Genomic DNA, 21,985 nt, shown 5'->3' on the forward strand with positions numbered 1-21,985 from the left:
TCCAGAATAACTTTTACTCCAGTTTCATTGTAATCTTTTACCTACTATTCATTTCCCATTGTCCTAAATATTAATTGGTGGAGATAAGCGGGTTCGAACCGCTGACCTCTGCCTTGCAAGGGCAGCGCTCTCCCAACTGAGCTATATCCCCAAGACATAATATGGTGGGCATGGCTGGACTCGAACCAGCGACCCCTGCGTTATCAGCACAGTGCTCTAACCACCTGAGCTACACGCCCATAAGATATACGAAGAAGCAGTGTAATGAATTAACTCCTTAGAAAGGAGGTGATCCATCCGCACCTTCCGGTACGGATACCTTGTTACGACTTCACCCCAATCACTATCCACACCTTAGATGCCTTCCTCCTTACGGTTAGACCGGCAGCTTCAGGTGCAGACAACTCTCGTGGTGTGACGGGCGGTGTGTACAAGACCCGAGAACGTATTCACCGCAGCATTGCTGATCTGCGATTACTAGCGATTCCAGCTTCATGAAGTCGAGTTGCAGACTTCAATCCGAACTTGGACCGGCTTTAAAGATTCGCTTGGCGTTGCCACTTTGCAGCTCTCTGTACCGGCCATTGTAGCACGTGTGTAGCCCAGATCATAAGGGGCATGATGACTTGACGTCATCCCCACCTTCCTCCTGCTCTTCGCAGGCAGTCTCGCCAGAGTCCCCAACTTAATGATGGCAACTAACGATAGGGGTTGCGCTCGTTGCGGGACTTAACCCAACATCTCACGACACGAGCTGTCGACAGCCATGCACCACCTGTCTCTACGTTCCCGAAGGCACTGCCTGTTCTCACAGGCATTCGTAGGATGTCAAGATCTGGTAAGGTTCCTCGCGTTGCGTCGAATTAAACCACATGCTCCACCGCTTGTGCGGGTCCCCGTCAATTCCTTTGAGTTTCAGCCTTGCGGCCGTACTCCCCAGGCGGATTACTTATCGCATTTGCTTCGGCACGGACACTCTTCATGCCCACACCCAGTAATCATCGTTTACGGCTGGGACTACCAGGGTATCTAATCCTGTTCGCTCCCCCAGCTTTCGCACTTCAGCGTCAGTTGCCGTCCAGTGAACTATCTTCATCATCGGCATTCCTGCACATATCTACGAATTTCACCTCTACTCGTGCAGTTCCGTCCACCTCTCCAGCACTCTAGCCAAACAGTTTCCAGGGCAGGCTTGCGGTTGAGCCGCAAGTTTTCACCCCAGACTTGCCTGGCCGCCTAGATGCCCTTTATGCCCAATAATTCCGGATAACGCTTGCGACATACGTATTACCGCGGCTGCTGGCACGTATTTAGCCGTCGCTTCTTCTGCAGGTACCGTCACTTTCTTCTTCCCTGCTGAAAGCACTTTACAATCCGAAAACCTTCTTCGTGCACACAGAATTGCTGGATCAGGGTTGCCCCCATTGTCCAATATTCCCCACTGCTGCCTCCCGTAGGAGTAAGGGCCGTATCTCAGTCCCCTTGTGGCCGTTCACCCTCTCAGGCCGGCTACCTATCATCGCCTTGGTGAGCCGTTACCTCACCAACAAGCTAATAGGACGCAAAGCTCTCCTGCAGCATCTCTTTTCATTGCCAGGCACATGCGTGCTGGCAATTGTATCAGGTGTTATCAGTCGTTTCCGTCTGTTATCCCTGTCTGCAGGGCAAGTTCTTTACGCGTTACTCACCCGTCCGCCTTGGCTAGCCTGTGCAAGCACAGATTCGCCAAAGACTTGCATGTGTTAAGCATTCTGTCAGCGTTCATCCTGAGCCAGGATCAAACTCTTCATTCAATATATTTTACATATATTTAATTTTCACCTTTGTCTTGACGAGAATCTTGTTTTACAACAAGAGCTCTTGACTATTATTTATCTTTTACACATTATTGCTTCTTCTATTCTTATCTCAATTGTCCTGCGACACGATTTCGTATCGACAAGATATATATTATCATAACTGAATTTATTTGTCAACTACTTTTTTTAAAAAATTTTGTGTTTTTGAATATTTTTATTCGTAGTCTATTTTTTATTTCTTAGAAAGGTATTATTTTATATTAGTTTATTTCAAGATATTTATTTATTATTTCAATGCTTTTTATATAATTTTCTGTAAGACTATTATTATTTTTGTAATATAATTGTATAAACTCTTGGTTATTTTGTTCAAGTAAGGATTGTAATATCTTATCATATTCAGAAGTTTTATATTTTGATTTATCTTTTGAGTTTGATTTTTTTTCAATATATAGCAGAATATCAAAATTGCTGTGTTTAATAAAATCTTCTATTACTGGGTTTTTTGTATCATTTTGAATTATTGAAAATGTTTGTAAAGAAGAAAATTCTGTATCTATAAAAGTTAGTTTATCAGCATTTTTGATAGATTCTAGTATTCTTCTATTGTGTTCATAAGCAATATTGCTGTAATCAGAGTACTGAATGTTTTCTATGTGATTCTGCATTTCTTCTTTTATATACTCTTTTCGATATTCTTTTACATAAGTTGTGTTATAATAATTTGCTAATTTATGAGTTAAGTTAGTCTTTCCTGAATATTCCGAACCAATTATTGCTACTTTTAGTACAAAAAATTCTCTTACATATTTTGGAATAAAAAACCAGTTTTTATATGGGTTTTTTCTTATTTCTGTTGCACTAATATGAAAATTGTTTCTATTTATGTCTATTAATTTAATTTCTAAATTTTTATTGAAAGTTTTTTCAAAATTGGGTAATGTCAAAAAATTATTTTTGTAATTTTCCACATCTTGAGTTTCATTTGTAAAAATTATGTCCACTTTAATTTTATTTTTTAAAAGTGTTTCCTGTACTCTTTCACTCCATAATTTCCAGCCATTGGGATAAAATGGTATACCATCTTCCGCAAGATGTATTATTTTTATATTTTTCTGGTGTTTAAAAGTTTTTTCTGCAAATCTAATTCTATCTTTTACAGTTGGCATTTTTTTCATTTTTGAGTCTTCAAATAATTTTTTATCCCTGTCATCATCAGTACATACCACAACATATAAATTTTCTACGTAACCACTAGCTCTTTGAATAAAATCAACATGTCCAATATGAAGTGGATAAAACTTTCCAAATATTATTCCATTTTTTTGCATTTTTTATTTTATTCTCCTTTTTGAAGTAAATCTTATCTAATAAATTTTGATAAAATCTATTCTTCCATTCCTAAGATTTTTAAATTTTCAACATTATTATTAACTGTTTTTTCTTCAAATTTTGCATTCGAAATTTCTGTAAATCTTTTGCTTATTTTGTTTGAAGTTGTGTTGATTTCTTTTACATCTTTAGAAACTTTTTCGATATCTTTTTGTAAATTATCCCAACGAGTACGGTATCTTGTAAACTCAACATTCAATTTTTCGAGTTCCTGCTGAATTATATTTGCATATTTATCACGTTCTAAGTTTGTCATCATAACTTGAATTACTGTCAATACTGAAATTAAAGTTGTTGGGGACGCTATCCGTACGTTTTTTTTGTAGGCATATTCTATTATATCTGTATGATAAGCGTTTATTTCAGCAAAAATTGCTTCAGCTGGAAGAAACAATATTGCCTGTTCACTCGTTTCATTTTTTATTATATATTTTGAAGAAATTGCGTCTATATGTTTTTTCAAATCAGTCACAAAATCTTTCCGAGCATTTTCTCTTTCAATTTGAGATAAATCATTATTATACATTTTTCTATAATTTTCTAATGGAAATTTTGAGTCAACTGCGATATTTCCAAGTGGTTCTGGCGTGAAAATAATAGAATCAACAATGGTTCCGTTTGAAAGTTTGTATTGCTTTTGGTAAAGTTTATCATTTTTTTCTCCAAAAACTGAAGATAATATTTGGTAAAGCTGAATTTCACCAAAAATTCCACGACTTTTTTTATCAGTTAGAATGTCTTGAAGTGAAACGACATTACTTGACAAAGCTTCAATTTTTTTCTGTGCTTCATCGATTTTACTCAGACGTTCTAACACGTTTCCAAAAGTTTTTGTTGTCTCCTCAAACCCTTTTGATAAACGTTCTTCCACTTTCATATTCATTACATCAAGTCTATTTTCAATTTTTTGACTTAATTTTTCAAAATTTTCATTTATATTTTTTGTAAGTCCATCTTTAAATTCGTTTATATTTTTTGTCAAATTCTGATTATTTTCAGTCATTACACCTGTCAACGCTGTATTATTTTCATTTAGGCGAACTGACAGCTTTTGAATGTTATTATTCATGCTGGAAGTTAAAAGTTGGCTGTTTTCAGTATGATTTTTAGATAACAACTGATTATTATCGTTCATTGTACCACTTAAATTTTGTCCCAGCTGATTAAACCTTAAAAGTAATTTTTCATTATTTTCAGATAATTTATTTTGTAAGTTATTTATGCCTTCAAGCAAGTTATTTTTTGCATTTAGGCTTATTGTTTTTTCAATTTCATCAAATTTTTTCTTATTTTCCTCAAAATTTTGCTGATTATTTTCGTTAATCTGATTTAACAGCATTTTTTCTTCATTTTCAATGTTTTTCTTATTAAGAAAAATAATTGTTCCAACAACTGTAACAATGTTTATTATCACGATAATTATTACTACTGTTATCATTTCTATTCCTCATTTCTAATTAAAAGAATTTCCAAGTTCCATCTTCGTATCTGACTCTTTTTTGAGTATCTTGAGAATTATTATCTTCTGATTGAGAAGTTTGAACTTCTGATTCACGGTTAATTCTTTCTTTTCTTATTATTCTTGGAGAATCTTTTATTTGTAAATTTTCATTTTTTTGTTTTGAAATTTGAAAATCTATTGTTAATTCTTCGGGATTTCTTGGTTTTATTGGATTTTGAAAATTTTCTGGCTGTTCTGATTCTGAAAAATATGTTTCCTCTTTTTCAGGAGTATTTTCAAATTCAGGATCAGGATTTTCTATTTTTTTCATTGCCAGTTTTTCCCTTATTTTTTCAAGAAGTTTTTTGTCTTCTTCGTTCAAATTATCAAAAATATTTTCATAATATTCAATATTTTTTGTATCAAATTTTTTCATAAATTCTCTGATTGTTATGGATTCTGGACTATATGCAACTTGGTATTGACTGTCTGAATTTTTATCATAAAAAACTTCATTAATAAATCCCATTTTTTCCAAATCAGACAAAATTTCTTTCACAAAAAAAACTTCCATACCTAGCCTATCAGTTAATTTTTGATACGTAAATGACTCTTTTTTTTCAACAAAATTTTTGATAATTAGGGATAAAATTAAAATTCCAGCTTCCCTTTTTACTTTGATTGGCATTTCAATTTTTTCGCTGTATAAGAACTCATCCGATGTTTGAATTGAAAAAGCTATTTGCGCTCCAAGTAAAATTGTTACCCAAACATATTGTACCCATATTAGGAAAATAGGAATTAGAGCCAAACTTCCATAAATTATATTGTATCTTGTAATTGACGACTGTAATAATAAGAACAGCAATTTCCATCCAAAAGTAAGTAATGTCGTTACAATTCCTGCATAAACTGCTGGTTTTATTTTTACATTTGTGTTTGGAATCACATAAAATAGATAACTGAACAAAATAATGTATGTCGCAGGCCCGAACAATCCAATAAATAAGTTCATAATTACTGCATTCCCTGAAAAATGTTTGGATATTTCCTCAACTGCAACCGAATTTAAGGCTGATAGCAAAACAAAAAATATTGGTCCTAAAAATATAATTGCAATATAGTCAATAACTCTTCTTGTAATTGATCTTTTCTTATTAATTTTCCATATTTTATTAAAGGAATTTTCAAGCATTATTAAAACTTTTACTGCTGAATAAATTAAAATAACAATTCCTACTCCAGTTAATATACTACTTTCCGTAGATAAAAGAAGCCTTTGAGCAACATCCACAATTACCCTTAAAAAACTGTTATTTCCTGGCCATAATTCAAAAAACTTCTGTATGAATATTTTATCCAGCCCAAATCCCTTTGTGATTCCTAATACAAGAGCAACTACTGGAAAAATGGCAAGAAGTGAGTAGTAAGTTAAAGAAATCGCAAGTATTTGCGTTTCACCATCACGATAATTTCGGTAAATCAAGTAAATCATTCTTTTTATTTCGGATATTTTTTTCTTAAATCCGTTTTCTTTTACTCCTTTTTTTTGTTTTTGAAAATTTTTCTTTTCTTTCATAAACTTTCTCCATTTTCTTTTTTATTTTTTATTAAATGTATCTAAATATTACAAACAAATATATTTATACATAATCTTTTTATAAAATAAATTTATCCAAAATTAAAATATTCACGTTCTTCAAAAATTTCATTCATAATTTCATCATAGTTTTCAATTTTTGCCTCTTCTGCTAGCACATCTTCTAGCTTAGGATTTGTAACAGGATGTTTCGGAGCAAAAATCACGCATGAATCCTCGTATGGCTCAATGGATTTTTCATAAGTTTCTATTTCTTTTGCAATTTCAATTATTTCTGTCTTATCCATTCCAATAAGAGGTCTAAATACTGGCAATTTTTCCACAGAAGCATTTGTACAAGTAAGCCCTCCCATTGTCTGTGACGCTACCTGTCCAAGACTTTCCCCTGTAATTAATGCCTGATACTGCATCGTATTTGACAATCTTTCAGCTAGACGCATCATAGCCCGTCTTGTTAAAATTGTAGCCAAATCTTTTTTTGTCTGTGTATTTATCGCTTCCTGTATTTTTAATATATTTAAAGAATAAAGTCTTGTTTTACCAACATAAAGCGATAAAATATCAGTTAGTTCCTTTACTTTTTCAAGAGCCTGCTGGCTTGTAAATGGGAAACTGTGGAATGTTATAAAATTTAAACGCATTCCTCTTTTTGCCATCATAAATGAAGCAACTGGGCTGTCTATTCCACCTGATAAAAGAACAAGTCCCTTTCCCGTTGAACCTAGCGGAAGTCCACCATAAGTTTTTATTCTATCCGTATAAATATAAGCATTTTTTCTAATGTCAACATTTATCATAACATCAGGATCTTTCATTTTAACTTTTTCAAAAGGACTGTTTACCAGTACATGTCCTCCGAGTTCACGTGCATAGTCCATTGATTTCTTCTCAAATCCTTTGTTACTGCGATTAACTGTTATTTTAAAAGTTCTAGCTCCATTTTCATAAGCATAATTTGCAAATTCTAATACTTTTTCCTTTATAAATTCATCATTTCTTTCAACTTTTGCCGATTGATTAAGACCTACTATTCCAAAAACTTTTTTTAGTTTGTCTGTAACTTCATCCAAATTTTCAGGATTTATTAAGACATATAATTTTGATAAATCATCGAATAACTGATAATCAAATCCTTTTAACACCTTATTAATCTTATTTTTCAATTTCTTTTCAAATTGCACCCTGTTTTTACCTTTTAGTGACAACTCTCCATAAGAAAGCCCTATTGCATTCAATAAATTTTTATCAGTATAATTGCTCATCTTTTTCCTTTCTGTTTTTTATATAAAAAATATTATCTCATTTTCCTAATTCTTTCCACACTTTCCTTCAGTCGTTTCACAACTTCATCAATTTCCTTTTCTGTATTATCCTTTGAAAAACTGAACCTTATTGCTCCATCCAATTCTGATTGAGTAAGTCCCATAACTTCAAGTATTCTGCTATTCCCTTTTTTTGATGAACAGGCTGAGCCTGTAGAAACATAAATTTGATACATTCCTAGAAAATGTGTCAGCACCTCACCTTTTGTGCCGTTAAACGATACATTCAATACTTTAGGACTTGATTTTTCAATGCTAAGCAAAGAATTAAATTTTATATTTGTAATTTCCTCAGAGATTTTATTTGCAAGCATTTCTTTTAACTTTTGTGAATGCTCCATTTCGTTTTTTTCCTCTTTTATCAAAATCTCTACAGCTTTTGCAAAAGCCAAAATTAATTCTGTCGGCATTGTTCTTTTTACAATTCCATTTTCAGCATTTGAACCATAAATTATATTTGCAATTTTGACACGTTTATTTATATAGATGGCTCCAATTCCCTTTGGTGCATGAATTTTATGTCCACTTATTGTTATTGCATCTACAGGAATTTTATCAAACTTTATATTCGTACATCCAAGTCCCTGTACAAAATCAGTATGAAAATATGTATCTCTGTTTTTCATTTTAATAATTTTTGAAATTTGCTCCAAATCTTGAATCGCTCCAGTTTCACTATTCACTGCTCCAACCGAAACTATTACCGTATCTTCCCTAATCGTATTTTCAAGTTCTTCAAGATCTATAAAACCATCTTTATCCACATTCAGATAATCCACTTCAAAGCCTAGATTTTCATAATGCTTAAACACTTCATAGACTGACGGATGTTCAATTTTTGTTGTAATTAGATGTTTTTTTATTCGTGAATTTGCATTGATAATTCCTTGCAATACAAGGTTATTTCCATCTCCGCCACCTGCTGTAAAGTAAATTCTGTCAGCTTCAACTTCTAAATAATCAGATATTATCTTTTTAGCATTTTTTATCTTTAATAAAGTTTTATGGGAAAAATCATGAATTGCATCGGGATTTGCATAATTTTCTTCCATTGTTTGAACTAACACATTTATAACTTCTTTACGTGGCTTTGTACTGGCTGAATTATCTAAATAAATCATTTTTCCTCCTTGTTTCAAATTATATTATAGCCTTTGAAATAGAGACTATTAAAAAAATAATTTTACTATCTCTAATGAAAATTAAATTATTATAAACTCTTGTTTTTATTATACTATATTTTATAAAATTTATCAAAACTAAATAAGCAAAAAACGGAGTTTTTTAATAAAAAGTGTCTCTAAAAAACAATTTTTACTTTTACTCCGCTTAATTTCTAATATAAATTTAATTTGTATGTTAAATAATACAGTGGTTTATTTTGATTTTGAACTGCAAAATCATATTCGTTAAATACTTTTTTAGCTTCTGGAATATTTTTTTTCAATTGTGTAGTTAAACTGAATTTTTCTGTAACCATTCTTGTGAGTGATTTTAACTTGTGAGAAAAATCTTCTTCCAGATAAATACTTTCTACAGCATAATTGTTACGTAAATTTAAGTCTTTTGCCATTATTTTTATAACTTCATCAAGACTCGCAATTCCATCAATTAAGTTTATATTTTTTGCTTCATCCCCTAGCCATATTTTACCTTGTGCATAGCCTTCAAGAGTATTTTCATCTATTTTACGATTTTTAGAAACACGAGATTTGAACTCTTTGTATGTTTCTTGCATAGATTGACTGATTTTCGCACGAGATTCTTCAGATAATGGTTCAAAGCTATCATAAATTTCTGAATATTTGCCTTTTGATACTGAATTAGAATGAACTCCATATTTATTTTGTGCATTGTTAAATTTTGGGAGCATTGAAACTACACCAATTGATCCTGTTATTGTGGCATTGTTTGCAAATACTTTATTTCCTGCCATTGAGATATAGTAACCTCCAGAGGCTGTTGTATCAGACATTGAAACATAAATTGGAATATTCAGTTTTGTAAGTTCCTGATAAATTATTTCAGAAGCAAGTGCTGAACCTCCACCTGAATTTACCCGAAGTACAATTCCCTTTAAATTTTTAGTTTTCATAGCTTTTTCAATTTTTTGTAAAATATTATCTGGAGTAATTACACCTTCAGTAACATCAGTTGGATCATATAAAATCGAACCTTCGGCATAAATTACAGCTATTGTTCCATTTCTTGGATTTCCTATTTTACCATCTTCTACTCTTTTTTCATAATAATCATAAATATCTGCAACATTGTCTTCCCTTATGTTTAGACGTTTTGTAAAATCAGAAAAATGCTCAAGTTTATCGACAAAATTTTTATCACGTGCAGCAAATGGAGTCAAATTAATATCATTTCCATTTACAATATCATTATTTAAAACATTTTTGTCAATTTTACGATTTTTCGAAATTTCTGTAACAAATTTATCATATCGATTTTCCAAAATTCTAGTTAATTCTGAACGCAATTCGGGAGTCATCTCATTTCCAGTATAATTTTCCCCATAAGATTTGTAATTTCCTATACGGACTACTTCCATATTTACCCCAAGTTTATCAAAAAGCCCTTTATAATATAAATCTGAATAATGATATCCTGTCAAATCAAGACTTGCTGATGTTGATGGAACCATAACTACTTCATTGGCAATAGAAGCTAATTTATAATTGGCATTCGTAATATAAGCACCAAACGCATATATTTTTTTATTATTTGCTTTTAATTCTTCAAATTTTTTAGACAATTCCTCTATTTTTGCAGATGATAAATTTATAGTGTCTAAAGCAATAATCACTCCTTTTACTTGATTATTATTTTTAATATCATCCAAACTATTTAAAATATCCATATACGATAATTTTTCATCTGATAGAAAATTTGAACCGATAATTTTATCTTCTGTAACGTCAGAAACATTAAAAAGTATATATTCATAGCTTTTTTTCATTTTTTCATTCTTATCTTTGGAACTAAAAATTGCAATTGTAGAAATTCCAATAATAAAAATTACAAATATAAATAACGACAGTTTTAGAAAAAACGAATATATTTCTTTTAATGTAAATATCAAAAATCTTTTGAAAAAATTCAAAAATTTCATTTTTTATTTTCCTCCTTGTATGATTTTATGCAAATCTAATTTTTTCAAATTATATCACTTTAATCTACAAATATCAATAAATAAAATATTTTTTCTATACTTTCAATAATATCTAAACTCGTACTTTTGATTAAATTATTGACAAAAATAAAAAGTAATGTATATAATTAATGTAACTAAATTATAGTTTACATAGTAAAAAACAACAGAGGAGATGAATTAAAATGAAAAAACTTATTATATTAGGAACTATCGCTTTAGCACATGCAGCACAAGCTGGATACTTAGAGAATGGGAATTCGTATTTTAAGAATAATAATTATCCAAAAGCTGAACAGATGTACTTGAAGGCTAGCCAAAAAGGTTCTGTTTTTGCTATATATAATTTGGGAAATTTATATTATTACCAGAAAAAATTTGACAAAGCTGAACAGATGTTTTTAGAAGCCAGTCAAAAAGGTGAAATTGAAGCTATGTATAATTTAGGAACTTTATACTATGAACAAAATAAATTTGACAAAGCCAAAGAAATGTTTTTAAAAGCTATACAAAAAGGACATGTTAAAGCTATGTATAATTTAGGAATCTTGTATTACAACCAAAATGACCGTATCAATGCAAAAAAATATGTAAAACAAGCATCTGATTTAGGCTATGAAGAAGCTCAGGAAGTTTATAAAAAAATGTTACAAGCTGGATATTAATAATCAAAAAAGTTGCAATAAAGAGAGTGTTGTTTACTTGGATATTTTTTTTAATCCAAATTATTTCACATCCTAAGTTTTTTATAAAATAAAACGACAGAGTAAAAAATATAGGGGCAAATAAATTTAATTAAATTTCAAATTAACAAAAAAGAGGAAACCAGTTACAATATAATCGCCAAATCCTATTGAAAGGCGGTTTCCTCTATGATCAGAATATCAAATTTTTCTTCACTTGTAAAGACTTTTTTTAAAAATATTTTTTCCTTCAAACTTCCGTTTGAGCAGCAGTTTAAGCTGTTTGTCTCAAAGGCCTTTGAAACGCTGTTTAGAGTTTATGTCAAAAGAGTTGACGATGCCTTTTTTCATTCCGATGAAAGAAATGATAAGTTTAAAAGCAAAGGATTTGTTAAAAGAACTGTTACCACTGCCTTCGGGGATGTAACTTTTGAACGTCGAAAATATGTAAACAAAAAAACAGGCATTCACTATTACATTGATGAAAAAATTGGACTTAAGCGGTATAGACGGCTTTCTGAGGAGATGATTTTTACTATACTTTTTGAATGTCAGCATACTGCAGCTTCATTTCTTGCAAAAACTTACGGTGTTTCAAGGGCTACCGTGTATAATCTTGTCAATTCTTTTCAAATGCCGAAACTTGATATTGAAAGATTTGAAAGAGATGACAATTCACCAGTATATATGGAGATTGATGAAGATCATATGAAGTGTAGAAGAAGCAGAAATACATATATGAGGATGATTGTAATACATCGTGGAATTGAAGAAATCTGCACAGGCAGGAACAAACTCATTGACAAGCACACAATAATGTTTCCTGCATCCGTATCGCTTGAGGAAGTGTCGGAGTATGTACTTAACTATCTTGAAAAAAGATACAGTATGGACAAAAAGAAACTAATTGTCAACTCTGATGGAGGAACATGGACAGACAGCTTTGTAAGAGAGCTTGGAATTTACAAGCCAATACACATCTATGACAAGTTCCATTTAGTAAAAGCCATAGCTGAAATTTCTAAAAGGGACAAGGAAATATCAAAAAAACTTTACAGATGGCTAAAGGGAGATAATTTTAAAGAACTTGAAAACTTTTATGAAAATTTCAAGGAAAAGGAGAATGTGAGCCAGAGAAGAAAGGAGCAGATGAAGATGCTGCTTAACCAGCATGAGAAGATAAGGAGGATATATACTGAAGAGGATTACATAGGCTCAAGGACGGAAGCCCTTGTGTCCCACGAATGCTCAAGATTTTTGTCAAGCAGGCCGAAAGCGTTTTCAAGAAGGAAGATAATGGCAAGAGCGTTATATCACACCTTTTTTGCAAACTATGGAAAAGACAGGAAAAAGGCGTATGAATTGTACTTTAGCGGCAAAAGAACGAGTTCACTAGAAAAGGCAATAGAGATGGAATGCTTGCCAGAAATTGTTAATGAAACAGGAAAAAGCACAAATATGCCATATTTGAGAGGAGGAGAATGTCCGCTTAGGGAAGTTTTGAAAGAAATATCACAAAGTAAAATATTTTAAAAAAAGCAGTCAAAAAAGATTTGTTGTGGTATTTAATGACTGCCCCTATATTTTTTACTCTGTCAAAATAAAACTTCCCACTTGCGAAATACCTAAATTTATGCGATAATTTAATACATTAAGAAGAGTTTTAATTTAATTTGTCAGGAGGTATCAGAATGAACGATAGAATTGTTATTACAGTTATTGGAACGGATAAATCGGGAATTGTTGCGAATGTATCGACAAAGTTAAGTGAACTTAACTTGAATATTATAGATATAACACAAAAAGTTTTTGAAAATGATATTTTTGCGATGATTATGCTTGTGGAAGCTCCTAAAAATACGAATATAAAAGGATTGCAGGAAGAGTTTAAGGCGGTTGAGGAAAAAATTGGAGTAAGAGTTTACTTGCAACATGAAAATATTTTCAAGGCGATGCACAGAATATAATTTTTCAGAATTTTTCGAGAGCAATTATTATAAGAAATTTAGGAGGGAAAAATGAATTTATTACCTGATGAGATACTGGAAACGATAGACATGGTAGAAATGCAGCACCTTGATGTGAGAACTGTCACAATGGGGATAAGCCTGCTTGACTGCATTGATGCAAATGCCGAAAAAACAGCAGAAAATATTTATAACAAAATTACGGAAAATGGAAAAGATTTGGTAAAAATCGCTGATGAAGTGGCAAGTAAATACAATATGCCAATTATTAACAAAAGAGTTTCAGTTACTCCAATTTCAATAATTGGAAATGCAACTAACGCCGAAGATTACACAATTTTTGCAAAAGCACTGGATAAAGCGGCGAAAACAATTGGAATTGACTTTATTGGAGGATTTTCGGCACTTGTGGACAAAGGTTTTACAAAAGGTGATGTTAAGCTAATAAATAGTATTCCAAAGGCACTTTCTGAAACAGACAGAGTTTGCTCCTCTGTAAACGTAGGCTCTACAAAGTCAGGAATCAACTTGGATGCTGTAAAAATGATGGGAAAAACTGTAAAGGAATTGGCTGAACTTTCCAAAGATGAAGACGGACTGGCAGCGGCAAAATTTGTCGTATTTACAAATGCTGTTCCTGATAATCCATTTATGGCGGGTGCATTTCACGGAGTAGAAAATCCAGATATTGTACTAAACGTGGGAATCAGCGGTCCAGGAGTTGTAAGACACACACTTGCTAACATTTCAAAAAAGGCAAAAATTGATGAAATAACAGAAGCAATAAAAAAAGTAAGTTTTAAAATCACAAGAATGGGAGAATTAATCGGAAAAGAAGTTGCTGAAAGACTTGGTGTTGAATTTGGAATAATTGATTTGTCACTTGCACCAACTCCAGCAGTGGGCGATAGTGTTGGAAACGTACTGGAGGAATTTGGGCTGGAAGCAGTCGGAGCTTATGGAACAACGCTTGCACTCGCAATATTAAATGATGCTGTAAAAAAAGGCGGAGCAATGGCTGCAACTCGTGTTGGAGGCTTAACAGGAGCATTTATCCCAGTAAGTGAAGATCAGGGAATGATAGAAGCTACAAGCAAAGGATATTTGACACTTGAAAAACTGGAGGCAATGACTTGTGTATGTTCTGTTGGACTTGATATGATAGCTATTCCAGGTGATACTTCTGAAGCTGTAATTTCTGGAATAATAGCAGATGAAATGGCAATTGGAATGGTAAACAGTAAAACTACTGCAGTTAGAATAATCCCAGTTCCTGGAAAAAAAGCTGGCGATAGAGTAGTGTTTGGAGGACTTCTAGGAGAAGCAGATATTATAAACATAAATAATTTAGATTGTTCTGTCTTAATAAATCGTGGTGGAAAAGTAGCTCCTCCAATTCAGGCGTTGAAAAATTAATTTAAAAATATACTCGAACCCATTTAAAACCGAACTATTGAAAATTATATAAATTTAGGGTTTGAGTAAAATAGCCATAGCTTTTGAGTTCGGCTTTAAAGCAGTTTTACTATACAACAAATAAAAAATGGAAAGTTAGGATTTACTCTTGGCTTTCTTTTTAAACTATAATTTAAAATAAGGAGTGATAAAATGTATCATATAAAAGATGAAGAATTTTTAAGAGGAAAAGTTCCTATGACAAAAGAGGAAATCCGTTTTGTAAGTCTTGGGAAAATGGAGATGAAAGATGATGATATTTGTCTTGATATTGGTGGCGGAACTGGTTCTGTAAGTATGGAAATGGCGAGATTTGCACGAAACGGAAAAGTTTTTGTAATTGAGAGAAATGATGAGGCAGTTGAGCTAATTCATAAAAACAAGGAAAAATTAGGATTGGAAAATATTACTGTAATTAAAGGAATGGCTCCAGATGGACTAAAAGACTTAAATACAAAGTTTAATAAAATTTTTATTGGAGGTTCTGCTGGAAATCTGGTGGAAATTATAAAATATTCTTATGATAACCTTGTTGACGATGGAATTTTAGTACTAAACTTTATCGTGCTGGAAAATATTTTTACGGCTGTTGAGGAATTGAAAAAATACGACTTTAAAGATGTGGATATTTGTCAGTTAATTGTGAGTAAAAATAGAAAAGTTAAAGATTTTAATATGATGATGGCAGAAAATCCAATTTATGTGATTACTGCCAAGAAATAATAAATAAAAATAAAAATAATAATTTAAATTTGTGTAAAACTCTAAAATTTAGAGAATTACACAATTTTTTTTAGACAGACAAAATATGTCCTTTATAAAAAGTATAATGTAAAAAATATCATGAAGGTAAAGGAGACAATTATTATGAGTAATTTAAAATTAACTGAAAATGATGCTTTTTACAATATGAAATTTGATAATGATATTTTTTTGTATTGGATGTTAAAATGGTTAAAAGTCGATACTACAAATAATAGTAATAAAAAAGCTTTAAAAAATATGGCAAAAAAATTCGTTGAGGAAATTTTAGGACAGAAACTGAATACGAAAGATATTGAAATATGTTATTCTAATTTTTATATTGGGAAGGACTATGAGGATTTTATTAATAGAATTCTAAATGAATATACACTTTTATTTATTGTGAATAAAAAGAAAAAGAGCAATAGAAAATATATATTTTTCAAATGTTTTGACTACGACGAATTTTCACCATATTTTTTTGAATATAATCAAGAACTAGTTCAATTACTTAAAATATATGAAAATTTAGGAAATAATGAGACAGATAAAATAAAAATCGTATACATTACTCCTGATAAAATTTCTAGATATGAAAAAGAAGAAATAGGAGAAAAAATTATTATGTATGACGAAGAAAGACTTTTAGAATTTTTTAAAACTTTTAAAAAAGACATTGATGACAGTATTTTTGATAGTTATTATAACCAGCTCATGCGAGAAGTAAGTGAAGAGGATTATGATTCTTTTAATGTTTCAGCACTATACAGTATTTTGGAGTGGTATTTTGATAAAAAAAGAAAAAACTATGATATATATAGAAATGATTACTATATAAAGTGGATAAAAGATGAATTTTTTGTAGAATGTGTATATAAAAAAAATAGAAATAGAGAATTTGATATACTGTTTGTGTTAAATTGGTTTCATCTTGATGAATTACATGAAGATATGTTTGAATCAGTTCAACGTGAATTAAAAAATATATTTCCAGATTTTCAAAAAATTTATTTGGAAGAAGTTGACTTAAAAGAGAAAGAAGTTCCATTATTTTATTTAAAAGTAGATAAAGAGGCTTCGGTGAGTAAAATAAAGGAAATATTGGATGAAATAACAGAAAAAATAGAAAAATTTAATGAAGCGAGAAGTAGTTTAGATATAAAAGAATATATTAAAAATGAAAGGCGAAAAGGTGGTATTCGGTTTTGGTAAAAGATTAGAAAAGAAAATTTTGATTATTTGACAAAATAAGAAATAAAGTTATAATTAAAGCATAGAATAAAAAAATGTACGAAAGGCTTGATTATGGCGGGAAAAAATCAAAATTCTGAAGAAAAATCAATTAGAATACTAAAAATAATAAAAAGGTTGTATCAGAAGGAAATATTAAATGGAACTGATTTAGCTAACGAATTTAACATTGATATAAAAACAGTTCAAAGAGATATAGAAACTTTGAGAGCCTATTTTTTGGAAGAAAATGGAGCAGAAATAAAGTATTCCAAATCTAAAAAAGGGTATTATCTTCAAGAAAATAGTGAAAATTCTTTTACTAATGAAGAGCTTTTAGCAATAAGTAAAATTATACTTGAAAGCAGGGCATTTAACAAAAATGAAACTCAAACATTAATAAATAAGTTAATTAATCACTCATCAGGAAATGACAGGGAAACAATAAAAGGTCTTATCAATAGCGAAAAATCCAACTATATCCCTTTGCAGCACGGACAAAATCTGCTTACAGTTATCTGGAATTTAGCACAGCATATAAAAAAACAGGAATTAATAAATATAAATTACACTACAAAAGATAAACAAGGTAAAAATTACAATATAAAGCCTTTGTCCGTAATGTTTTCTGAATACTACTTTTACTTAATCGCATACATCGAAAATAAAGAAGAATACCCTGCAATTTTCAGGATTGATAGAATTACTGAAATTGAAAATACTGGCAAGAAATTTAAGATTTTGAATTATTCTGAAAAATTTAAAGATGGTGAATTTAGAAAATATATACATTTTATGCACTCAGGGCCTCTTACAAGAATAGAATTTAAATATAGAGGCTATATCGAGTATGTGCTTGATAAATTTCCAACTGCAGAAATACTAGATAAAAAAATAGTTAAGGAAAATAATCGGAAAACTACAGTTTACACTGTAAAAATCGAAGTTTATGGAAGTTTTGGAGCGGAAATGTGGCTACGAAGTCAGGGAGATTATGTTATTGAATACAAAATTTTAAAATAAATTTCTACAAAAAGGAGAAAATCTATGGAAAAAATACCAAAAATAAAAATTATAAGTTTAGGAGAAACAGCTCTAAGCACTATTGAGAAAGAAATAATTACACATGAAAATATAAGCATTATTACAATTAAAAATGACTACAAAGATTTAAAAATAAATTTTCAAGATACAGATGTAATTTTGATAATTTTAAATACATATTTTGAAAATAATAAAAATTTTGCCTTAGAAATAATCAAAAATACTGGGAAAAATGACATTTTTACTGGCATTTATGATATTGGAAATGGTTATACCGACCTATTTGATTCAAAAATAAACTTTATCATAAAATGCAAATCTTCCGAAGATTTAAAAAATGGAATCAACGGAATAACAAAAACTTTAACAGCAAAAGGAATGGTTACTCTTGATTTAGCGGACTTAAAAACTGTATTTCAAAAAACCTCAAAATCTTTCGTAATTTTTGAAAAAGGAAATTTAGAAACTTTTGATGATTTCCTACAAAACCTAAAACTAAAGCTGGAAACTTTTGATAAAAATAAAACTTATAAAATATTTTTGAATATAACAGCAGGAAAAAATATCGAATTGACTCAGATAAAAGATATTGCTAAAATAATGACTAATATTCTTAATGAGCGGGTATTTCTTTGGGGACTGCAAATATATCCAGAAAATGAAAATTTCATAAATATTATTGCTTACATTGTGGAAGATTCAGTTAAATTAATTAATTAATATTATAGAAAGAAGGGATTTAGAATGGAAAATACACAAGAAAGAGAAAAACATTACTGGGGATACAGAATCGATGTAAAAAATCAAGATTTCTTTTTTAAGGAATTAGAACAAGGACGATTACGACAAGGTTGGGGATATGATAAAAATCAAGAACTACCTGATACAAAGGATAGTGGTGCTAAAAAAAATTTAAGTATGTACAAAAATGTAAAAAAAGGAGATATTCTTTTAATACCAAGATTGCCAAAATGGAGTGACGTTGCTATAGCTGAAGCAACCGAAGATTGGGATAAAGGATATAAATTTGAAATTGATGGTGAAAAAGAAGATTTCGGACATATTTTTCCTGTAACGTATATTGGATGGTTTAACAGAAATGGAAAGGATGTTTCTGGAGAAATAAAGAGTACATTAAAAGCAAGAAATAGATTTTGGAATATAACTCGATTTTCAAAAAATATAAAAAAAATTATTCAGAATTTAGAAAATAATCAAACTTTTATAAGTGTTAACGAAAGTATAGAAAATATTGTATCAGAAGAAATGGATACATATTTCAAATCATTAAATGAATTTTCTGAAAAAATTTATAAAAAATATAACGATAAATTTGAAGCTACTGATTGGGAAAAAGTATTAAAAAATGTTTTAGAGAAAATATATCCGTCTGAATATATTGTTGAAAATACGGGAGGCATTAAAGAAAAAAAACACGGGACTGATATTTCAATAACTATTCCTGGGATTTTTGAAAATTATATGATTGCTATTCAGATAAAAAACTATAAATACGTGGTTAATAATATCGATAAAATTATAGAGCAAATTAATAAATCAGAAGAATACGAATGGAGTAATAATAGAAAATTAATTGATAAAATTTTAATTATCACTTCAGCTAAAAGAAAAGATAATCAAAATTTAGTTGAAAAATGCCAAGAAAAAAGTATAAAAGTTATTTTTTCAGAAGAATTAAAAAAATTAATTTTTATTTCAAATATTAAAAGTATTGGATTGAAAGAAATTTTTGAAGAAATATTATAATAATAAATTTAAAAAAAAATAATTTCAATCAGATTCAAAATACAAAAAAGAGGAAACTCCCTCTAATACAATTGACAAATCATATTATAGGATGGTTTCCTCTATAAAATAACGATATTATTTCAAAATTCCAGACAAATAAACAAGGAAAAATATTGTAAACCCTGCTAAATATATAATTCCTGCCACTGATAAGAACCACAGCCAAACAGGCAGCTTGTTATTGTCTTTAACAAGTGAAAAATTAAGATATGAATACACTGGAGCTGAAACAAATGAGAATATCATGGCAAAATTCATCATTGCGGCTACATTTCCAGCAAAAAAGAATACGATAACCATTGCCACAGCTACTGTTACTATCATCCATATATTAAAATGTGAGGTTTTAACTTCTTTCTGTTTCATAATTAATCTAAGACATTCAGCATTAGCACGTGAATAACCATCTACAACTGTAATTGTTGTACCAAAAATACACATAAATGCGATAAATGCAATAAGAAGCCCTGACCAGCTTCCAATAACGCTTGAGTACATTTGAATAAACTGGGCGATATAAGCTGCACTTGCTCCTTTAATCGCTGTTCCCGTTCCATATTGAATCAATGCTCCAAGTGCCAAAAATACAAAGGCTAGAATTGTTGTAACCCAGTAACCTACATTAAAATCCAACATTGCAAGTTTGTGGGGAACTTTCATATTTTGCTGTTTTTCAACAGTCCACATCGAATTAATTGCCGAAATTTCAATTGGAGCAGGCATCCATCCCATTAATGATACAATAAATGGCAATGCTGTCAGTTTCCAAGGCGATTGGATAACAAAATCAGGTGCCATCGGATGTTGCTTGAATAACGCAATAACAACTGCTATAATTGTTGCAACTGTCAATGAAATAACAATAAATTTTGAAGAACTGTCCAACAGTTTATAACCTCCAAATACCAGCATTGCAAGTGAACCTACAAGAACAATTGTAGTAAGCATGTTAATCATTGAAGCCATCGCCGCAGGAGTAAGACTGCTTAAAAATGTCAATTTTAAAATATTTGCTAAAATTGCCGCTGTCAAAATACCAATTGCTGCCACGTTAATAACTGCAGAAAATATATTCATAATAAAGAATACCCAAAGATAAATTTTCCCCTTTTCTTCATATCCTTCTATTAACGAATGTTTACGTTCCAGCGTATATTGTGTCCCAAAACGGAAAAATGGATATTTGAAAATATTGACTAAAATAACTATAATTGCCAATTGCCATCCATATAATGCACCTGCCTGCGTAGATGCTACGATATGGGAACCTCCAATAGCTGCTGAAGCCATAAGGATACCAGGTCCAAAGGCTTTAAACTTGTGATACCAGCTTGAGTGAGTAGCTGTCATAAAAATACCTTCCTTTTCTCTTAGTCTTTCCAAAAATTATAACAAATCATTTGATTATCAAATTTTTGAAATTATAGAGGTATTATAACATTTTGTAATGAATATTCAAAATTTTTTTAGTATTTTTATCAATATTTTTAATTTTCATTAGATTATTTTTAATATTTTTCTATCCTAATTTAAACACTTCCTCTTCAAAATGCCTTATCATTTCTCCATCAAAAAATTTTGACATTTCTTTTTCCATCATATCCACAAACAAATACTCACTTTCAAAATGTCCTACATCTACGAGAATCTTTCCATCTTCCAGAGCATCCAAAGCCTCATGATATCTCAAATCTCCAGTCAAAAAAACATCAATTTTATCTGCAACATCATGTAAAAATGAGCTTCCACCACCTGTAACAAGTCCAATTTTACGTACATAAGCATTTTTATCTCCAACATATCTTACATAGCTTATTCCAAGCGAATCCTTTATTCTTTCAAGCAGATCTCCCAGTTTCATTGCTTTGTTCAATACTTTTATTCTGGCAAGCCCACCATGTATATGCTCCATTTTACGTTTTATTGGGTTATAATCATCAAATTTTTGCTCGTTATAAATTATTTTTTCTCCATCTAAATTTAATTTGTCCATTATAAAGTCATTCAAACCATTAATAGCAAAGTCAGCATTTGTATGAATTGAGTAAACTGCTATTCTATTTTCCATCAATTTTAAAAGTTTTCTTCCATGTGAAGTTTCATTTGTAATTCGTTTCAAGCCAGAAAAAATTACTGGATGATGTGAAATTATCAAATCTATATTTTTATCTATCGCCTTTTGTACAACTTTTTCAGTAACATCTAGACAAAACAATACTTTGTTTACTTCTCTTGTGTTATCTCCTATCAAAAGCCCCACATTGTCCCAGTCTTCTGCAATTCTTGGACTAAAAATTGTATGTAGTTCTCCCATTATTTCCCAAAGTTTCATAATTATT

17 protein-coding genes, 2 tRNA genes and 1 rRNA gene are annotated in these 21,985 nt (G+C 30.5%); 9 read left to right on the top strand and 11 right to left on the bottom strand.

Annotated features, from left to right (window positions below; genetic code table 11):
- Positions 1 to 75: 75 nt before the first annotated feature.
- The 9 genes from ACZ5B9_RS10455 to sppA all read right to left on the bottom strand — a co-directional run bounded on the left by ACZ5B9_RS10455 (position 76) and on the right by sppA (position 10,675).
- Positions 76 to 151, bottom strand: a tRNA-Ala gene (locus tag ACZ5B9_RS10455).
- 11 nt (positions 152 to 162) lie between these two features.
- Positions 163 to 239: transfer RNA gene (locus ACZ5B9_RS10460), tRNA-Ile, on the bottom strand.
- Between the two features lie 42 nt (positions 240 to 281).
- Positions 282 to 1,793: ribosomal RNA gene (locus ACZ5B9_RS10465) — 16S ribosomal RNA — on the bottom strand.
- A gap of 266 nt (positions 1,794 to 2,059) precedes the next feature.
- Positions 2,060 to 3,130: a multifunctional transcriptional regulator/nicotinamide-nucleotide adenylyltransferase/ribosylnicotinamide kinase NadR gene (gene nadR / locus ACZ5B9_RS10470; RefSeq protein WP_464422540.1), complete on the bottom strand. Its 1,071-nt coding sequence runs from the start codon at positions 3,128 to 3,130 to the stop codon at positions 2,060 to 2,062.
- Positions 3,131 to 3,186: 56 nt separating this feature from the next.
- Positions 3,187 to 4,629: a DNA recombination protein RmuC gene (locus ACZ5B9_RS10475; RefSeq protein WP_464422541.1), complete on the bottom strand. Its 1,443-nt coding sequence runs from the start codon at positions 4,627 to 4,629 to the stop codon at positions 3,187 to 3,189.
- A gap of 19 nt (positions 4,630 to 4,648) precedes the next feature.
- A complete protein-coding gene (locus ACZ5B9_RS10480; RefSeq protein ID WP_464422542.1) occupies positions 4,649 to 6,211 on the bottom strand; it encodes a YihY/virulence factor BrkB family protein in 1,563 nt (520 codons plus the stop codon).
- A gap of 92 nt (positions 6,212 to 6,303) precedes the next feature.
- Positions 6,304 to 7,494, bottom strand: a complete 1,191-nt coding sequence (gene thiI / locus ACZ5B9_RS10485; RefSeq protein WP_464422543.1) for a tRNA uracil 4-sulfurtransferase ThiI — start codon at positions 7,492 to 7,494, stop codon at positions 6,304 to 6,306.
- 32 nt (positions 7,495 to 7,526) lie between these two features.
- Positions 7,527 to 8,675 (bottom strand): cysteine desulfurase family protein, encoded by a 1,149-nt coding sequence (locus ACZ5B9_RS10490; RefSeq protein ID WP_464422544.1) that lies wholly within the window; start codon positions 8,673 to 8,675, stop codon positions 7,527 to 7,529.
- A 215-nt stretch (positions 8,676 to 8,890) separates the two neighbouring features.
- Complete coding sequence (sppA, locus tag ACZ5B9_RS10495; protein WP_464422545.1) at positions 8,891 to 10,675, bottom strand: signal peptide peptidase SppA; 1,785 nt, start codon at positions 10,673 to 10,675, stop codon at positions 8,891 to 8,893.
- A gap of 224 nt (positions 10,676 to 10,899) precedes the next feature.
- Between sppA and ACZ5B9_RS10500 the strand changes: the two genes are divergently transcribed.
- The 9 genes from ACZ5B9_RS10500 to ACZ5B9_RS10540 all read left to right on the top strand — a co-directional run bounded on the left by ACZ5B9_RS10500 (position 10,900) and on the right by ACZ5B9_RS10540 (position 19,604).
- Entirely contained in the window at positions 10,900 to 11,379 is a 480-nt protein-coding gene (locus tag ACZ5B9_RS10500; protein WP_464422546.1) for a tetratricopeptide repeat protein, read from the top strand.
- 207 nt (positions 11,380 to 11,586) lie between these two features.
- Complete coding sequence (locus tag ACZ5B9_RS10505; protein ID WP_464422547.1) at positions 11,587 to 12,930, top strand: ISLre2 family transposase; 1,344 nt, start codon at positions 11,587 to 11,589, stop codon at positions 12,928 to 12,930.
- A 158-nt stretch (positions 12,931 to 13,088) separates the two neighbouring features.
- Positions 13,089 to 13,364 (top strand): ACT domain-containing protein, encoded by a 276-nt coding sequence (locus tag ACZ5B9_RS10510; RefSeq protein WP_464422548.1) that lies wholly within the window; start codon positions 13,089 to 13,091, stop codon positions 13,362 to 13,364.
- Positions 13,365 to 13,415: 51 nt separating this feature from the next.
- Positions 13,416 to 14,780, top strand: a complete 1,365-nt coding sequence (locus tag ACZ5B9_RS10515; protein ID WP_464422549.1) for a DUF711 family protein — start codon at positions 13,416 to 13,418, stop codon at positions 14,778 to 14,780.
- A gap of 192 nt (positions 14,781 to 14,972) precedes the next feature.
- Entirely contained in the window at positions 14,973 to 15,542 is a 570-nt protein-coding gene (gene cbiT, locus ACZ5B9_RS10520; RefSeq protein WP_071123880.1) for a precorrin-6Y C5,15-methyltransferase (decarboxylating) subunit CbiT, read from the top strand.
- Positions 15,543 to 15,686: 144 nt separating this feature from the next.
- Positions 15,687 to 16,775 (top strand): hypothetical protein, encoded by a 1,089-nt coding sequence (locus tag ACZ5B9_RS10525; protein WP_464422550.1) that lies wholly within the window; start codon positions 15,687 to 15,689, stop codon positions 16,773 to 16,775.
- A gap of 93 nt (positions 16,776 to 16,868) precedes the next feature.
- Positions 16,869 to 17,816 carry a helix-turn-helix transcriptional regulator gene (locus tag ACZ5B9_RS10530; protein ID WP_464422551.1) on the top strand — a complete coding sequence of 316 codons (948 nt, stop codon included), beginning with the start codon at positions 16,869 to 16,871 and terminating at the stop codon, positions 17,814 to 17,816.
- A 24-nt stretch (positions 17,817 to 17,840) separates the two neighbouring features.
- Positions 17,841 to 18,557, top strand: coding sequence for an FtsZ/tubulin family protein (locus tag ACZ5B9_RS10535; RefSeq protein WP_464422552.1), 717 nt, complete (start codon positions 17,841 to 17,843; stop codon positions 18,555 to 18,557).
- Between the two features lie 24 nt (positions 18,558 to 18,581).
- Entirely contained in the window at positions 18,582 to 19,604 is a 1,023-nt protein-coding gene (locus ACZ5B9_RS10540; RefSeq protein WP_464422553.1) for a hypothetical protein, read from the top strand.
- A gap of 117 nt (positions 19,605 to 19,721) precedes the next feature.
- On the opposite strand, the gene ACZ5B9_RS10545 is transcribed toward ACZ5B9_RS10540, so the two are convergent.
- Both ACZ5B9_RS10545 and ACZ5B9_RS10550 read right to left on the bottom strand, forming a co-directional pair.
- The gene (locus ACZ5B9_RS10545; protein WP_376823076.1) at positions 19,722 to 20,996 is read right to left on the bottom strand and encodes an NRAMP family divalent metal transporter; all 1,275 of its coding nucleotides are present in this window, start codon (positions 20,994 to 20,996) and stop codon (positions 19,722 to 19,724) included.
- A 169-nt stretch (positions 20,997 to 21,165) separates the two neighbouring features.
- Positions 21,166 to 21,978, bottom strand: coding sequence for a Nif3-like dinuclear metal center hexameric protein (locus tag ACZ5B9_RS10550; RefSeq protein ID WP_464422554.1), 813 nt, complete (start codon positions 21,976 to 21,978; stop codon positions 21,166 to 21,168).
- Positions 21,979 to 21,985 lie beyond the last annotated feature (7 nt).

The organism is Leptotrichia sp. SK-5, from assembly GCF_055387215.1.

Excerpts from the sequence above, each read along its gene's own strand:
- ACZ5B9_RS10500 (WP_464422546.1), top strand. The coding sequence starts at position 10,900 with ATGAAAAAACTTATTATATTAGGAACTATCGCTTTAGCACATGCAGCA.
- sppA (WP_464422545.1), bottom strand. The coding sequence starts at position 10,675 with ATGAAATTTTTGAATTTTTTCAAAAGATTTTTGATATTTACATTAAAA.
- nadR (WP_464422540.1), bottom strand. The coding sequence starts at position 3,130 with ATGCAAAAAAATGGAATAATATTTGGAAAGTTTTATCCACTTCATATT.
- ACZ5B9_RS10535 (WP_464422552.1), top strand. The coding sequence starts at position 17,841 with ATGGAAAAAATACCAAAAATAAAAATTATAAGTTTAGGAGAAACAGCT.
- cbiT (WP_071123880.1), top strand. The coding sequence starts at position 14,973 with ATGTATCATATAAAAGATGAAGAATTTTTAAGAGGAAAAGTTCCTATG.
- ACZ5B9_RS10505 (WP_464422547.1), top strand. The coding sequence starts at position 11,587 with ATGATCAGAATATCAAATTTTTCTTCACTTGTAAAGACTTTTTTTAAA.
- ACZ5B9_RS10475 (WP_464422541.1), bottom strand. The coding sequence starts at position 4,629 with ATGATAACAGTAGTAATAATTATCGTGATAATAAACATTGTTACAGTT.
- ACZ5B9_RS10490 (WP_464422544.1), bottom strand. The coding sequence starts at position 8,675 with ATGATTTATTTAGATAATTCAGCCAGTACAAAGCCACGTAAAGAAGTT.
- ACZ5B9_RS10515 (WP_464422549.1), top strand. The coding sequence starts at position 13,416 with ATGAATTTATTACCTGATGAGATACTGGAAACGATAGACATGGTAGAA.
- ACZ5B9_RS10550 (WP_464422554.1), bottom strand. The coding sequence starts at position 21,978 with ATGAAACTTTGGGAAATAATGGGAGAACTACATACAATTTTTAGTCCA.
- ACZ5B9_RS10525 (WP_464422550.1), top strand. The coding sequence starts at position 15,687 with ATGAGTAATTTAAAATTAACTGAAAATGATGCTTTTTACAATATGAAA.
- ACZ5B9_RS10510 (WP_464422548.1), top strand. The coding sequence starts at position 13,089 with ATGAACGATAGAATTGTTATTACAGTTATTGGAACGGATAAATCGGGA.
- ACZ5B9_RS10530 (WP_464422551.1), top strand. The coding sequence starts at position 16,869 with ATGGCGGGAAAAAATCAAAATTCTGAAGAAAAATCAATTAGAATACTA.
- thiI (WP_464422543.1), bottom strand. The coding sequence starts at position 7,494 with ATGAGCAATTATACTGATAAAAATTTATTGAATGCAATAGGGCTTTCT.
- ACZ5B9_RS10540 (WP_464422553.1), top strand. The coding sequence starts at position 18,582 with ATGGAAAATACACAAGAAAGAGAAAAACATTACTGGGGATACAGAATC.
- ACZ5B9_RS10480 (WP_464422542.1), bottom strand. The coding sequence starts at position 6,211 with ATGAAAGAAAAGAAAAATTTTCAAAAACAAAAAAAAGGAGTAAAAGAA.
- ACZ5B9_RS10545 (WP_376823076.1), bottom strand. The coding sequence starts at position 20,996 with ATGACAGCTACTCACTCAAGCTGGTATCACAAGTTTAAAGCCTTTGGA.